This window comes from Rhodovulum sulfidophilum DSM 1374, assembly GCF_001633165.1.
Classification (GTDB): Bacteria; Pseudomonadota; Alphaproteobacteria; order Rhodobacterales; family Rhodobacteraceae; genus Rhodovulum; species Rhodovulum sulfidophilum.
The window spans coordinates 922,116-936,401 of sequence record NZ_CP015418.1; the positions used below are offsets into that span (position 1 = coordinate 922,116).

A 14,286-nucleotide genomic window follows, 5' to 3' on the forward strand; every position below is an offset into this window, starting at 1 on the left:
CCCCGTGCGGGCCAAGTCTCCGCGACCTTGCCAAAACGGAACCCGCAGCATGACCCGTCTTCTTCCCGGCATCCTTGCCATGGCCGCCATCGTTGTGGCCTCGAACATCCTCGTTCAGTTCCTGTTCGGCCAATGGCTGACCTGGGGCGCCTTCACCTATCCGCTTGCCTTTCTCGTGACCGATGTCATGAACCGCGTCTATGGCGTGGCCGCCGCCCGCCGCGTGGTGCTGGCGGGCTTCGTGGTGGGGGTGATCTGTTCCTTCATCGGCACCCAGATCCAGGGCGAGTTCGGCCCGCTTGTCACCCTGCGTATCGCGCTGGGCTCGGGGCTGGCCTTCCTCGGTGCGCAACTTCTGGACGTGGCGGTGTTCGACCGGCTGCGCGCCGGACGCTGGTGGCGGGCGCCGCTGGCCTCGACCCTGATCGGGTCGAGCGTCGATACGCTGGTCTTCTTCACGGTTGCCTTCTCCGGCACGCTGAGCGTGCTCGATCCCGGCAATGACGTCTCCTGGGCGGGCGAGATGTTGCCGCTGCTGGGGGTGGGGCCGCAGGTGCCGCTTTGGGTGTCGCTTGCTCTGGCGGATTGGAGTGTGAAACTTGCCCTCTCCTTGATCGCGCTTGTTCCGTTCCGCCTAATTGTCAGGCGTCTCACCGCACAGCTTGCGTAAATTAACTTTACATATACCAAATCTGTGTCACGCTGAGATCAACGGCAACAGCAGAAAGGAGGTGGTCCAGTGTCTAGAGTGATATTGGAGACGGGTCTTGGAACAGTCAGGGGGGCCGTGGTCTGAGGGCAACCCCAAGGACTGTAAACCTTTGATTGGGCCCATGCTCTAACCGGGCCATCTCCGTAGCTCTCGGGGCCGTTCGCAAGAACGGCCCTTTCCGTTCCGGGCCCTCTTCGGGCCTGTCCTGCCCGTTTTCCCTCCCGCGTCTTTGTCATGGCCGCGCCGGACCGGTCTTGCGGGCCCTTGCGCCCGGCGCCCGCCACGATAGGTTTTGGCCCATGCTGCGCATCACCGATACACTCGCGCTCGAGGATTGGGAAATCACCGAGGTCTTCTCGCGCTCCTCCGGCCCGGGCGGGCAGAATGTCAACAAGGTCTCGACCGCGGTCGACCTGCGCTTCGAGGCCGAGCGCTCGCCCAGCCTGCCCGGCCCGGTCAAGGCCCGGCTCAAGCGGCTGGCGGGACGGCGCTGGACCCAGGAGGGGGCGGTGCTGATCCGGGTCGAGGAGACCCGCAGCCAGGCCCGCAACCGCGAGATCGCGCGCGAGCGGCTGGCCGAGCTGATCCGGAAGGCGCTGGAAAAACCCAAGCGGCGGGTGCCGACCCGGCCGACGCTGGGCTCGCAGCGCCGAAGGATTGCCGCCAAGAAGGAACGCGGCGCGGTCAAGGCCTTGCGCGGCCCGGTCGGCGAGACCGACTAGGCGTCGACGAAGTCGTTCCGGGTGTAGCCCTGCAGGTAAAGCAGCGCGGTCAGGTCGCCGTGATTGACCCGCAACTCGCATTCGGCCGCGACCGAGGGCTTGGCATGCAGCGCGACGCCCGCCCCGGCCAGCCCCAGCATGCCCAGATCGTTCGCGCCGTCGCCGACCGCCAATGCGTCCTCAAGCCCGATGCCCAGCCGCTCCGTCACCTCGCGCAGCGCCTCGACCTTGGCCTCGCGGCCCAGAATCGGCTCGGCCACGGTGCCGGTCAGGCGCCCGTCCTCGATCAGGAGGGTATTGGCGCGATATTCGTCAAAGCCGAGCGCGGCCCCGACCTTGGCGGCGAAATTGGTGAACCCGCCCGAGACCAGAAGCGCATGGGCGCCGTTGGCCTTCATCGTCGCAACCAGCGTGCGGCCGCCCGGCATGAAGCTGATCCGCTCGGCCAGAACCTTGTCGATCACGTGCGCGTCGAGCCCCGCCAGCAGCCCGACCCGTTCGCGCAGCGCGCCGTGGAAGTCGAGCTCGCCATTCATGGCCCGGGCGGTGATCTCGGCCACGCGCGGGCCGACCCCGGCCTCGGCGGCCAGTTCGTCGATGCATTCCTGCCGGATCATGGTCGAATCCATGTCGGCGATCAGCAGCCGCTTGCGGCGGCCCTCGGCCGGCTGCGCGGCAAGGTCGATCCCGAGCGTTTGCAGATCGGACCAGACCTCGCGGAAATTGCCGGGCAGGGAGGCCACCGGAAACTCGGCGGCGATGCCGGGCGCCAGCCACACCGCCTCGCCGCCGCCCCAGGCGTCGCGAAGCGATTCGACGGTGCCGCGCTCCAGCATGGGCTGCGCGGGGCTGGTGAGCAGGGTGACGACAAACATGGGGCAGTTCCGATCGGCTAGGTGGCCGCAAGAGGCCGGTCAGGGGTCGCAATAGCCGAGCTTTCCCTCTTGCGCCAGAGCGGGGGGCGGCGGGACGTCTCTCCCCGAAAGGACAGAGGTTGATGCCGTATCTTTCATTTCGTTGCATGGCAGTCTGCCGGTTTAGGTCGGTGCGGGGCTCTGTGACGGAAGGCGCCTCGGGCGCGGTCCGGGCATGGCCGGGGGTCTGCCTATGTTGCGGTCCAGGTCGAGATTGGAGGGCACGTTGCCTTGGGGGCAGCGAATGTGCCGCCTCGGCGTGGCAGGGGGGCCAAAGCTCCGGACCTCGCAAAACGGCATCCGTCCCAGCGGGTCGCGCACTGTATGTTCGGGCGTCTCGATCGGCATTCCGGGCAGGCTCCGCAGCACCGGCCTTCCGAATTGCAGCGCGACATCCAGCGGCGGTCGGCCGAGCGCGGCAGCAGTCCGGTGGCGCGGTTGAGATGCGGAGGAACGGGTTCGAAATCCACTCGTGCGTCAATGCCTTGAGAGGATCGTCGAAGCTTCTTCGGATCCCGGGCGGCCGCGCCATGAATGGCGCGGGGCGACAAGGCAGTCGAACCGGTGCCGACCGTCTCGCGCCGACAGGGGCTGGCGTTGGCCCGGCGGCAGCGATGCGGCCGAGAAGGGGGGCGGACCGGGGTCTGTGCCCCCGGGCTTCGAAACCGGACAGGGAAGGTATCGGAGAGGCCCGGTTGGCCGGGCGCTGACATGGCCGGGCGAAGCGTTGTCCGCATTTCTGATCCCGGCAGCCATGCCGTTCGGGTTCGCGCGGCTTTGACTGTTTGCCTCTGCGCCGGATTTCTGTATGCGAAAGGCGTCCCGCCCCGGGCCCGGCCCTCTGCCGGGTGGTGGCTTTCAGCGCCAATCTTCCGGAACACCCACAATCCAGACCGCCGCGCCCCTTGCCGGAGCGTCGACGGCCCGCCCCAGGAGTGATCATGACCGCGCTCTACGCCTATCGTGACCAGTGGATCGGAAACGTCCGCGGCGACATCCTCGCCGGGCTGGTCGTGGCGCTGGCCCTGATCCCCGAGGCCATCGCGTTCTCGATCATCGCCGGCGTCGACCCCAAGGTGGGGCTTTACGCGTCCTTCTCGATCGCGGTGATCGTGGCCATCACCGGCGGACGGCCCGGCATGATCTCGGCCGCGACAGCGGCAACGGCCGTCCTGATGGTGACCCTGGTCAAGGAGCACGGGCTGCAATACCTGCTGGCCGCAACCGTGCTGGCGGGGCTGATCCAGATCGGAGCGGGGCTGGCCAGGCTTGGCCACCTGATGCGCTTCGTCTCGCGCTCGGTCATCACCGGCTTCGTCAATGCGCTGGCGATCCTGATCTTCCTCGCGCAGGTGCCCGAGCTGATCGGCGTGACCTGGGTGACCTATGTCATGGTGGCCGCGGGGCTTGCGATCATCTACCTCTTCCCGCTGCTGACGACCGCCGTGCCCTCGCCCCTGGTCACGATCGTCGTTCTGACGGCGGTGACGATGGCCTTCGGGATCGATGTCCGCAGCGTGTCGGACATGGGCGCGCTGCCCGACACGCTGCCGATCTTCCTGATCCCCGACATCCCGCTGAACCTCGAGACGCTGAAGATCATCCTGCCCTATTCGGTCGGGGTGGCCGCGGTGGGCCTGCTGGAAAGCCTGATGACGCAGACCATCGTCGATGACCTGACCGACACGTCCAGCGACCGGAACCAGGAATGCATCGGCCAGGGCATCGCCAATACCTGCACCGGCTTCATCGGCGGCATGGCGGGTTGCGCGATGATCGGCCAGTCGATGATCAACGTGAAATCGGGTGGGCGCGGACGGCTGTCGACCTTCACCGCGGGGGCGATGCTTCTGTTCCTGATCGTCGTGCTGGGCGATCTGGTGGGGCAGATCCCGATGCCGGCGCTGGTGGCGATCATGATCATGGTCTCGATCGGGACCTTCTCGTGGTCGTCGATCCGGAACCTGCGCGACCATCCCCGCTCGTCCTCGATCGTGATGCTGGCGACGGTGTTCTTCGTGGTCTACACCCATAACCTGGCCATCGGCGTCCTGGTGGGCGTGCTGCTTTCGGGCATCTTCTTTTCCGCCAAGATCGCGCAGCTGTTCAAGGTCCGCTCCGAGATCTCGCCCGACGGGCGCGAACGCACCTATGTGGTCGAGGGTCAGCTTTTCTTTGCCTCGACAGAGGATTTCATGCGCTCCTTCGACTTCAAGGAGGCGCTGGAGCGCGTCACCATCGATGTCAGCCGCGCCCATATCTGGGACGTCTCGTCCGTTGCGGCGCTGGACATGGCTGTGCTCAAGTTCCGCCGAGAGGGTGCAGAGGTCGAGATCGAGGGCATGAACGCAGCATCGGAGACCATCGTCGACAAGCTGGCCGTCCATGACAAACCCGGCGCGATGGACGATCTGCTGGGCCACTGAAGGGGAGATGTGACGATGACAGCTATGCTGATGGCCCTGGTCGATGGCTCGGCCTATTCCGAAAGCGTGTGCCGCCACGCGGCCTGGATCGCGAAGCGCACCGGGGCGCAGGTCAAGCTCTACCACGTGCTCGACCCGCGCCGGGCGCAGGGGCGGCGCGATCTGTCCGGCTCGATCCGGCTGGGCGCGCGATCGCGGCTGATGGAACAGCTCAGCGATCTGGACGAGCAGCATGCCAAGCTTTCGCAGGCCCAGGGGCGCGCGATCCTCGAGGATGCCAGGGCCCTGATCGAGGGCGAAGGCGTTGCCGATGTCATCACCCGGCTGCGCCAGGACGACATCGTCAACACGGTCGAGCAGAAAGAGGCGGCGGCCGAGATGATCGTGATCGGCAAGCGGGGCGAGGCCGCCGGGCTGGAAAGCCCGCATCTCGGCTCGAATTTCGAGCGGATCGTGCGCGCCAGCCAGAAGCCGGTCTTCGTCTCCAACCGCAGCTTCGCGCCGATAGACCGGGTGCTGATCGCCTATGACGGGGGTGTCTCCTCGATGAAGGCGGTCGATTATGTCGCCCGCGACCCGATGTTTGCCGGGCTGAAGGTGATCGTGGCCACCGCCGGTCAGGAGACGGCCGACATGCGCCGCGCGCTGGAGAATGCGCGCGCCACGCTGAATGCGGGCGGTCACGAAGCGGAAGCGAAGATCCTGAAAGGCGCGCCGGGCAAGGCTCTGGCCGACCTGGTCGAAACTGACGGCATCGACCTTCTGGTCATGGGCGCCTACGGGCATTCCCGCATCAGGACCCTGGTCATCGGCTCGACCACCACCGAGATGATCCGTTCCTGCAAGGTTCCGGTCGTTCTCATGCGCTAGATTGCGTCGGGGGCTTGCGGGCGGTTCGGACAGGCGCCGTTCCGGTTTGCATCTTGCCGCCCGTCGGTTCTGTTCCCTGCGCAGGGAAGTTTCGTTGCGATGGACCGCAACGCAGTGGCCGTAGGGCGACAATGGGCATGCTCGTGGTCGGGAGTTGCGCGCCGTGCCGGGGCGGCTGGCCTCCGAGGCCTGATCCGGGCCCGGATTGCCGCCTTGGATTGGCCGAAACGCGCCGTGTCAGGGCGCCGTGTCAGGGGCCGTGACGACTTGTGCCGCCATAAGCCGCACCGGCATCCGGGACAGGCGCCTGCCGGGCCGGATCTCTCAAGATGAAACGGGCCCGGTCTTGCCCCGGGCCCGTCCGATTGCCTCAGCCCCGGCAGCGGGGCGCCGGGCGGTGTTTTACTGCGCCGCGATGGCGTCGTTCATGATCCCGGTGGCCTCTTCGACCCAGGCGGCACCGCCGATGTCATCGGCGAAACCGGGCCAGAGCGCCTTCGCCGCTTCCTGCCATTTCGCTTCGTCCTCGGGCGCGCCGGTGAGGGTCATGCCCAGCTCGACGAGCTTCTTCTTGGCGGCTTCGGTTTCCTCGGCCGAGACCTGACGTTCGTATTGCGCGGCCTCTTCGCCCGCCCGGTCGAGCGCCTGTTGCAGATCCTCGGGCAGCCCCTGATAGAACCGCTCGGAAACGATGATCGGACCCGACCAGATCAGGTAGTGGATCTCGGTGATGTATTTCTGGACCTCGTAGAATTTCGAGGAGATCGCCGTGGTATAGGGGTTCTCCTGGCCGTCGATCACGCCCTGCTGCAGCGCCGGGAACACCTCGGCCCAGGCCATCGGGATCGGGTCGAGCCCCCAGGACTTGAAGGTGTCGATGGCGATGTTGTTCTTCGAGACCCGGATCTTGAGCCCCTGCAGATCGTCCAGCGTCTTGACCTCGCGCCGGTCATTCGTCAGCACGCGGAAGCCCTTTTCGAAATAGCCCAGAACCCGCACCCCGGCCTCTTTCGGCAGGCGTTCGTTCAGCGGGCCCTTCAGCGCATCCATGGCGGCATGCGCCTCCTCGTTCGAGGTGAAGGCATAGGGCAGCATCATCACGCCGACCGAGGGCGCCAGCGGCACGAGGTTGCCGGTATAGAGGATCTCGGATTCGATCGAGCCCATGCGCAGCGCCTGCGCCACTTCCTGTTCCGAGCCAAGCTGGTTCGACGGGAAGATCTGCACCTCGATCCGGCCGTCGGAATACTTCTCGACCAGCTCCTGGAACCGGAGCGCGCCCTTGTGGGTCGGGTTGTTCTCGTTGTCGCCATGGCTGAGGCGCATGGTATAGTCGGCGGCGGCTGCGGGCAGCGCGACGCACATGGCCAGCGCGGCGGTGGCAAGGGTTCTGATGAACGGTTTCAAGATGGTCTCCTCCGGTTGAAACTCAGTTTACGAAGCCCAGCAAGCCGGGCAGCCAAAGCGTCAGCTGGGGCACGAAGGCCACCAGCGCCATCACGGCGATTTCGGCGAACAGGAACGGGATCGAGGCCTTAGACACCTTCTCGACCGTGGTTTCCCCGATCTCGGAGGCGACGAAGAGATTCACCCCGAGCGGTGGCGTCGAATAGCCGATCTCGCAGGCGATCACGAAGATGATGCCGAACTGGATCGGGTCGATCCCGACATTGGCCACCACCGGCAGAAGCAGCGGGGTCAGGATGATGATCTGGGTCAGCGTCTCCATCCACATGCCGATGAAGACCAGCATCAGAAGGACGAGGACGATCAGCATGATCGGGTCGGAGACCGTCTCGATCAGGAAGCCCGAGACCAGCTGCGGCACCTGGAACATCGACAGCATCCGGCCGATGATCCGCCCGGTGACCAGCACCAGCATCACGGTGCCGGTGATGCGCACCGCATAGACCACCGCATCGATGAAGACGGGCACCCGGATCTCGCGATAGACGAAGATGCCGACGAACAGGGCGTAAAGCACCGCCACGACCGAGGCCTCGGTGACGGTGAAGACGCCGCTGTAGATGCCGCCCAGGATCAGGACCGGCGCGGCCAGCGCCCATTTCGCCTCGAGCGCGGCGCGGCCGATATTGCGCAGGCTTCGGGGCTCGACATCGCCCGAGCTGTAGCCGCGCCGGACCGAGATGAACCGGCTGGTGAGCCAGAGCACCACCGCCAGCAACAGCCCCGGCACCACGCCCGCGACGAAGAGGGCGCTGATCGAGGTCTCGGAGGTGATGCCGTAGATGATCATCGGGATCGAGGGCGGGATCACCACGCCGATGCCCCCCGCCGACGAGGTGATCGCGGCGCCGAAGCCCCTGTCATAGCCGTCGCGGATCATCGCCGGGATCATGATCGAGCCGATCGCCGCGGTGGTTGCGGGGCCCGAGCCCGAGATCGCGGCGAAGAAGGTGCAGGCGACGATGGTCACGGTGGCCAGCCCACCCGGCGACGGCCCGACGATGGCCCGCGAGAAGCCGATCAGCCGCCGGGTCAGCCCGCCTTTCTCCATCAGCGTGCCGGCCAGGATGAACATCGGCACGGCGATGATGGTGAACTCGTCGACCGCCGAATAGGCCGTCTGCACGAGATAGGACATCGGCATGTTGGCGCTGGTCATCGCCAGCACCGCGGCAAGCCCCATCGAGATGCCGACCGGCACGCCGATCAGCAGCAGCAGGACGAAGGACAGCGCCATCAGAAGGGTCGGATCCATGGCCTCAGTCTCCGATCCGGGCGTCGGCCGGGCCTTCGCCGGTCTGCCAGCGGCGGACCATCACCTGAAGGATGCGGATCGACATGAAGGCAAATCCGAGCGGCACGATCATCTGCACCCAGACCAGGTTGATGCCCGTGGTCTGCGAGATGTAGGGGAATTCGAACATCGAGACGGTGAACTGGTAGCCGTACCAGATGACGACGGCGTTGAAGCCGAGCCAGAGCAGATCGGCCAGCGTCAGCATGCAAAGCCGCAGCTTCGTCGGCAGCAGACCGAGATGCAGCGAGACGCGGATATGCCGGTCGCCCTCGGCCGCGATGACAAAGCCGAAATAGACCGCCCAGACGAAGGCGAAGCGGCTGACTTCCTCCAGCCAGCTGAAGGACCGCCCCATGCCGAAGCGGGCGACGACCTGAAAGCCCAGAAGGGCCACCACGGTCGTCATCAGGATCGCGCCCAGCCATTCTTCCGGCGTGCGGCCTCCGAGGAATTTACGCATTCGCCCTCTCCCGTACGAAATCGTCGATCTGCGCCCGGCGCTGCCTGGGATCGCCCTGCGCGAAGGCGCGAAGCCAGCGCGCCATGTCGGCGACAAAGCCCGCATCCTGCCCCAGCCGCGCGGGCCAGAGCGGCAGCGCCAGCACCTCGCGCGCGAAACCGGCCGCATCGCGGGCGGCTGCGCGGCGGCGGGACATCTCTTCGCCCATCGGGTCCCGGGTCGGGACGCCGGTGCTGTCGGGCCTCGTGTCGCCCGCCTGCAGCGCCCAGCCCGCCAGCACCATGGCCTGGAGCTCGGCCGAGGCTTCCCGCGCCAGCCGTTCGGCGGCCGGGGCCGCGATGCGCTGCGGCAGCTTGAAGCTCGCATCGCTCGCGATCTGGTTCAGCGGGTGATGGATGGTCGGGTTCTGCAGCCGCGCCAGGCTGGTCCGGCCATAGGCCTTAAGATCCTCGCCTTCGGGGCAGGCGAGCGTCTCGGCCTGCGCCCGGAGGAAAAGCCCGGCCCAGTCCGACAGCACCGGGTCGGTCGCCGCATCATGGCTGCTTTCATGCCCGCACAGGCGTCCCAGCTCGGCATAGGCCGATTGCAGGCCGTTCAGAAGCCTGTGCTTCATGTGCTCATGGGGCGCCAGGTCGTCGACGATCTGGACCCCGGCCCGTTCCAGCCGGGGGCGCGGCCCGGCGAAGCGGTTCTCGATCACCCATTGGCGGAACGGTTCGGCGACCACGCCCAGGGCGTCCGGCCCGCCGCAGGCCGCCTCGAGCCGGGCGCGGCTGGAAGCCGACATCGCGGGCACGATCCGGTCGACCATCGAGGTCGGGAAGGCAACGTTCCGGTCGAGCCAGTCGGGCAGGCCGGGGAAGGCGCGGGCCGCATAATCGCGCAGGACACCGCCCAGAAGCCTGCCGTTATCGGCGACATTGTCGCAACTGGCGAGCGTGATCGGCCCGCCCCCGGCCCGGCGGCGCCGCTCGAGCATCCAGGCGAGATAGCCGATGGCGGTGACCGGGGCCTCGGGGGCGGCAAGATCGGCCGCGACCGCCGCCGGGTCCAGCTCGAAGCTGCCCGAGCGGTGGCAATAGCCCTTTTCGGTGATGGTCAGCGTGGCGAAATCAATCCCGGACCAGTCGACATCCGGGGCGCTGCGGGCGTCATGCAGGCCGATCAGGGTGCCGATGCCGCGACAGGCGCGGGCCTGCCCGTCATCGGTCAGCACCGCATAAATCCCGTTCTGGGCCGCATGGGCCGCGGCAAGATCGGGCGGGGTCAGGTTGATGCCGACAACGCCCCAATCGCCGCCCGCGCGGGCCAGATCGTCGTAATAGCTTTGCTGATGGGCCCGGTGAAACGCCCCCACCCCGAGATGCGCCGCCCGCGGGCGCAGCGCGCCGGGCGTGTAGGTCAGGGCCGGCTTCATGGAAAATGCACCATCACCTTCAGCGCCGCGGTCTTGTCGAGCGCCCGGGCAAAGGCCTCTTCGGGCCGGTCGAGCGGCATGTCGGCCGAAATCATCGGACGCAGGTCGACCTCGCCCTCGACGATCTGGCGTACGGCTTCGGCGAATTCATCGATGAAGCGATAGGTGCCGACCAGCCGGATCTCGCGGGTCAGCAGCTTTGCCAGATCGACCGGTGCCTTTGGCGGCAGGAAGCCCACCTGCACCACGGTGCCGCGGGGCTTCGCGGCGGCGATGGCGGTGCCAAGCGCCGGGGCCGCGCCCGAGGCCTCGAAGACCGCGTCGCAGCGGGGGCTGTCGGTCAGGGCCGCCATCGCCGCCGGATCGCCCGCGTCGAAGACCTCGTCGACGCCCAGTTCGCGGGCCCGTGCCAGCGCGGCGGGGGCGATATCGCTCATCAATATGCGGGCGGCGCCGGCGGTCCGCGCCGCGGTCGCGCACATCTGGCCGATGACGCCCGCGCCGGTGACAAGCACGGTCGCGCCGGTCAGATCGCCCGCCATCGCCGCGGCATGCAGCGCGACGGCATAGGGTTCGGCCATGGCGACATGGCGCAGATCGGCCTCTTGCGGCAGGCGGATGCATTGCCGGGCCTCGACCACCAGTTCGCTGGCAAAGCCGCCATCGCAATGCGGGAAGCGCGCGGCGCTGCCCATGAAGGCCATGTCGGTGCAGAGATTGGTAAGACCCCGTCGGCACTGATCGCAGCTCAGGCAGGGCCGGGCCGGTGTCACCGCCACCTTGTCGCCGGGCGCGAAGCCCTCGACACCCTCGCCCGGCAGATCGACCACGGCCGAGAATTCATGGCCCAGCACCATCGGGCCGCGCAGGATCGAATCGCCGACCCGCCCATGCTGGAAATAATGGATGTCCGACCCGCAGATGCCGCCGAAGGCAAAGCGCAGGCGGATCTGTCCGCGGGCAGGGGCCGGACGCGGTGCCTCTTCGATGAGCACGCGCTCGGCACCATGGATGACACAAGCTTTCACGGTCCCCTCCTCCCTGAGGCGCAAGAAGTTTGCACTTGATGCGGTGAATTTTAGAACATAGCATTCACACGCCAGTCAAGATGGAATATTTTTTCCAAAAATGACGTCGAGCCGGTGGAGGAGACCGTGTCGCAAAGAGATGGACGGGGAGCGCAGGCCATGACCACCGACGGCGAGGATCCGGCGCCTGCGGTCGATTTCGACAGTTTGCGCGAAGCCATTGCGGACGCCCATGGCGATCTTAGCAAGAGGTTGAAACTCATCGCGGATTTTGTCCTCCGCGATCCCTCCTCGGTGGCGTTCCGTACCGCCGCCACGCTGGCCGAGGAGATCGGCGTCGCGCCCTCGGCCATCGTCCGCTTCGCCCAGCATTTCGGCTATTCCGGCTTCTCCGAGATGCAGGCCGTGTTCCGGGCGCAGCTGCAGGCCAGTTCCACGCCCTATCAGCAGCGCATCCGCGATCTGGCCAAAAGCGGCGCCGCGCGCGACACCGCCGAGATGACCGACCGCTTCGTCGAGGCGGGCATCGCCTCGCTGCGCGCGCTGCGCCAGGGCGCCCCGGTCGAGCGGGTCGAGGCCGCCGCCCGGATGCTGGCCGAGGCGCGGATCGTCCATGTGATGGCCCACAAGCGCACCTTCACCGCCGCGACCTATCTTGCCTACAACCTCTCGCGGCTCGAGGTGCCGACCAATCTGCTCGACGGCAGCGGCGGCACGCTCGACCAGCAGATGGCCATGGTCTCGCCCGAGGACACCTTCGTCGCCTTCTCGTTCAATCCCAGCGCCGAAGAGACCGTGCGGACCTTCGAGCGGGCCCGTGCCACCGGCGCGCGAACCATTGCCATCACCGACCTGGCCCGCGCCCCCTTCATTCATGCCGATTGCTGGTTCCAGCTTTCGGAGGCCAGCGTCGACGGGTTCCGCTCGCTCAACGCGACCATCTCACTGGCGCTGATCCTGGCCATCCGGGCCGGGACGCTCTGCGCCGAATTGCGATCCGACAACGAAGACTGAGGAAGTCCCATGTCCAGTCAGCCCTCTCCGATCTACGACATCATCACCATTGGCCGGACCTGCGCGGATCTTTACGCCGATCAGGTCGGCTGCAGCATGGAAGATGCCCGGAGCTTCTCGAAATATGTCGGCGGCTGCCCGACCAATATCGCGATCGGCGGGGCCCGGCTCGGGCTGAAGACCGCGCTTCTGAGCCGGGTCGGCAATGACCAGATGGGCCGCTTCGTGCGCCAGACGCTGGAGGCCGAGAGCGTCGAGACAGGCGGCCTTGCGACCGATCCCGAGCGGCTGACGGCGCTGGCCTTTCTCGGGCTCGAGGACGACCGGAACTTCCCGCTGCTTTTCGTGCGCACCGATTGCGCGGATGCGGCGCTGAGCGAGGCCGATATCGACCCCGATTTCATCCGCTCGGCCGCCGCCATCGTCGTCACCGGCACGCATTTCTCGAAGCCCCATCTCGAGGCCGCCTCGTTCAAGGCGATGCGGATCGCGCGCGAGGCCGGGCGCAAGGTGGTCTTCGACATCGATTACCGCCCCAATCTCTGGGGGCTGCTGGGCGCGGGCGACGGCGATATCCGCTTTGTCGCCGACGCGGCGGTCACGGCACGGGTCCAGAGCATTCTGCCCGGCTGCGATGTGGTCGTCGGCACCGATGACGAGGTGCGCATCGCCGGCGGCTCGACCGATACCCGCGAGGCGCTGGTCAATATCCGCAAGGTCACGGCGGCGATGATCGTGCTCAAGACCGGGCCGAAGGGCTGTCTCGTCTTCCCCGGGCCGATTCCCGAGGATCTCGAGGAGGGCATTTCCTCGCAGGGCTTCCCGGTCGAGGTCTTCAACGTGCTGGGCGCCGGCGACGGATTCATGGCGGGCTTCCTGCGCGGTTATGTGCGCGGCCTGCCGCTGGAGGAATGCTGCCGTATCGCCAATGCCTGCGGTGCCTTCGCGGTGTCGCGGCATGGCTGCGCGCCCGCCTATCCCAGCTGGGAGGAACTGCAGTTCTTCCTCGACCGCGGCGTGGTCAACCCGCGGCTGCGCGAGGATGCCGATCTGGAACATGTCCATTGGGCGACCACGCGGCGCGGCCACTGGGACAATGTCTGTGCCTTCGCCATCGACCATCGCGTCCAGCTCGAGGACATGGCCGCGCAATGCGGCGCCGATCCGGCGCGGATCGCCCGGCTCAAGGATCTCGCGCTTGACGCGATGCTGGCCGCGCGCCGTCCGGAGATCATGCTGGGCACGCTGCTCGACAGCACCCATGGGCGGCAGGCGCTGTTCCGGGCCGAAAAGGAAGCGCTCTGGATCGGCCGCCCGGTCGAGCTGCCCGGCTCGCGCCCGCTGAAATTCGAGGGCGCGCCCTCGCTTGGCGCCGAGGTCGCCTCCTGGCCCCGTGATCACGTCATCAAATGCCTCGTCTTCTACAATCCCGACGATCCCGAGGCCCTGCGCCGGACCCAGCTCGACCAGCTGCACCGGCTGGCCTCGGCCGCGCGGCTCAGCCGTCATGAATATCTGATCGAGGTGATCGGCACGGCCGATGGCAAGCGCGGCGAGACCGCCACCGCCGAGGCGATGCAGCAGATCTATGACGAGGGCATCCGCCCCGACTGGTGGAAGCTGCCCGACCAGAGCGCGGCCGGATGGGCCGAGGTCAGCGCGGTGATCGAGCGCAACGACCGCTGGTGTCGGGGCGTGCTGTTGCTGGGCCTAGATGCCCCGGCCGAGGTCCTGACCCGGAGCATCGCCCGCGCCGCCGCCTGCGCGCATGTGCGCGGCTTCGCGGTCGGGCGCACCATCTTCGGTGACGTGGCCCGGTCCTGGCTGGCGGGCGACATCGACGACGCCGCCGCGACAGACCGGATGCAAGCCCGGTTCGAGCAGCTCATCGACTGCTGGCAGGCCGCGCGTCAGGCAAAAGCCGCCTGAGCTTTCGGCAATGGCGGAAGCCGAGCCCCT

The 14,286-nt window shown here is 67.2% G+C and carries 12 protein-coding genes; 6 read left to right on the forward strand and 6 right to left on the reverse strand.

Annotated elements, in window-relative coordinates:
* The first annotated feature begins 49 nt into the window (after window positions 1-49).
* Complete coding sequence (locus tag A6W98_RS04515) at window positions 50-670, forward strand: queuosine precursor transporter (protein WP_042458431.1); 621 nt, start codon at window positions 50-52, stop codon at window positions 668-670.
* A gap of 341 nt (window positions 671-1,011) precedes the next feature.
* A complete protein-coding gene (gene arfB, locus A6W98_RS04520) occupies window positions 1,012-1,434 on the forward strand; it encodes an alternative ribosome rescue aminoacyl-tRNA hydrolase ArfB (RefSeq protein ID WP_042458434.1) in 423 nt (140 codons plus the stop codon).
* Here arfB and serB read toward each other — a convergent pair.
* The gene (gene serB / locus A6W98_RS04525) at window positions 1,431-2,309 is read right to left on the reverse strand and encodes a phosphoserine phosphatase SerB (RefSeq protein ID WP_042458438.1); all 879 of its coding nucleotides are present in this window, start codon (window positions 2,307-2,309) and stop codon (window positions 1,431-1,433) included. The two genes, arfB and serB, sit on opposite strands and share 4 nt — an antisense overlap.
* 980 nt (window positions 2,310-3,289) lie before the next feature.
* On the opposite strand from serB, the gene A6W98_RS04530 reads away from it, so the two are divergent.
* Both A6W98_RS04530 and A6W98_RS04535 read left to right on the forward strand, forming a co-directional pair.
* Entirely contained in the window at window positions 3,290-4,774 is a 1,485-nt protein-coding gene (locus A6W98_RS04530) for a SulP family inorganic anion transporter (protein ID WP_042458442.1), read from the forward strand.
* Window positions 4,775-4,789: 15 nt separating this feature from the next.
* Complete coding sequence (locus A6W98_RS04535; RefSeq protein WP_196760243.1) at window positions 4,790-5,644, forward strand: universal stress protein; 855 nt, start codon at window positions 4,790-4,792, stop codon at window positions 5,642-5,644.
* 402 nt (window positions 5,645-6,046) lie between these two features.
* Here A6W98_RS04535 and A6W98_RS04540 read toward each other — a convergent pair whose 3' ends face one another.
* Genes A6W98_RS04540 through A6W98_RS04560 form a run of 5 tightly spaced genes read right to left on the reverse strand, consistent with a single transcriptional unit; the run spans window position 6,047 to window position 11,313 of the window.
* Window positions 6,047-7,051, reverse strand: coding sequence for a TRAP transporter substrate-binding protein (locus A6W98_RS04540; protein ID WP_231098363.1), 1,005 nt, complete (start codon window positions 7,049-7,051; stop codon window positions 6,047-6,049).
* A 22-nt stretch (window positions 7,052-7,073) separates the two neighbouring features.
* A complete protein-coding gene (locus tag A6W98_RS04545) occupies window positions 7,074-8,366 on the reverse strand; it encodes a TRAP transporter large permease (RefSeq protein ID WP_042458452.1) in 1,293 nt (430 codons plus the stop codon).
* 4 nt (window positions 8,367-8,370) lie between these two features.
* Window positions 8,371-8,868: a TRAP transporter small permease gene (locus A6W98_RS04550; RefSeq protein WP_231098364.1), complete on the reverse strand. Its 498-nt coding sequence runs from the start codon at window positions 8,866-8,868 to the stop codon at window positions 8,371-8,373.
* Window positions 8,861-10,285: a mannitol dehydrogenase family protein gene (locus tag A6W98_RS04555; RefSeq protein WP_052677920.1), complete on the reverse strand. Its 1,425-nt coding sequence runs from the start codon at window positions 10,283-10,285 to the stop codon at window positions 8,861-8,863. Before A6W98_RS04555 ends, A6W98_RS04550 begins: the two co-directional genes overlap by 8 nt.
* Window positions 10,282-11,313 carry an L-idonate 5-dehydrogenase gene (locus A6W98_RS04560; RefSeq protein WP_042458455.1) on the reverse strand — a complete coding sequence of 344 codons (1,032 nt, stop codon included), beginning with the start codon at window positions 11,311-11,313 and terminating at the stop codon, window positions 10,282-10,284. Before A6W98_RS04560 ends, A6W98_RS04555 begins: the two co-directional genes overlap by 4 nt.
* Window positions 11,314-11,472: 159 nt before the next feature.
* Between A6W98_RS04560 and A6W98_RS04565 the strand changes: the two genes are divergently transcribed.
* Window positions 11,473-12,327: a MurR/RpiR family transcriptional regulator gene (locus tag A6W98_RS04565; protein WP_042458459.1), complete on the forward strand. Its 855-nt coding sequence runs from the start codon at window positions 11,473-11,475 to the stop codon at window positions 12,325-12,327.
* 9 nt (window positions 12,328-12,336) lie between these two features.
* Entirely contained in the window at window positions 12,337-14,256 is a 1,920-nt protein-coding gene (locus A6W98_RS04570) for a bifunctional 5-dehydro-2-deoxygluconokinase/5-dehydro-2-deoxyphosphogluconate aldolase (protein ID WP_042458461.1), read from the forward strand.
* The last annotated feature ends 30 nt before the right edge of the window (window positions 14,257-14,286 follow it).

What these genes read in the sequence shown, in the direction of transcription:
- A6W98_RS04555 (WP_052677920.1), bottom strand. Translation starts at nt 10,285, where the DNA reads ATGAAGCCGGCCCTGACCTACACGCCCGGCGCGCTGCGCCCGCGGGCG.
- A6W98_RS04570 (WP_042458461.1), top strand. Translation starts at nt 12,337, where the DNA reads ATGTCCAGTCAGCCCTCTCCGATCTACGACATCATCACCATTGGCCGG.
- A6W98_RS04515 (WP_042458431.1), top strand. Translation starts at nt 50, where the DNA reads ATGACCCGTCTTCTTCCCGGCATCCTTGCCATGGCCGCCATCGTTGTG.
- A6W98_RS04545 (WP_042458452.1), bottom strand. Translation starts at nt 8,366, where the DNA reads ATGGATCCGACCCTTCTGATGGCGCTGTCCTTCGTCCTGCTGCTGCTG.
- A6W98_RS04550 (WP_231098364.1), bottom strand. Translation starts at nt 8,868, where the DNA reads ATGCGTAAATTCCTCGGAGGCCGCACGCCGGAAGAATGGCTGGGCGCG.
- arfB (WP_042458434.1), top strand. Translation starts at nt 1,012, where the DNA reads ATGCTGCGCATCACCGATACACTCGCGCTCGAGGATTGGGAAATCACC.
- A6W98_RS04530 (WP_042458442.1), top strand. Translation starts at nt 3,290, where the DNA reads ATGACCGCGCTCTACGCCTATCGTGACCAGTGGATCGGAAACGTCCGC.
- A6W98_RS04565 (WP_042458459.1), top strand. Translation starts at nt 11,473, where the DNA reads ATGACCACCGACGGCGAGGATCCGGCGCCTGCGGTCGATTTCGACAGT.
- A6W98_RS04535 (WP_196760243.1), top strand. Translation starts at nt 4,790, where the DNA reads ATGACAGCTATGCTGATGGCCCTGGTCGATGGCTCGGCCTATTCCGAA.
- serB (WP_042458438.1), bottom strand. Translation starts at nt 2,309, where the DNA reads ATGTTTGTCGTCACCCTGCTCACCAGCCCCGCGCAGCCCATGCTGGAG.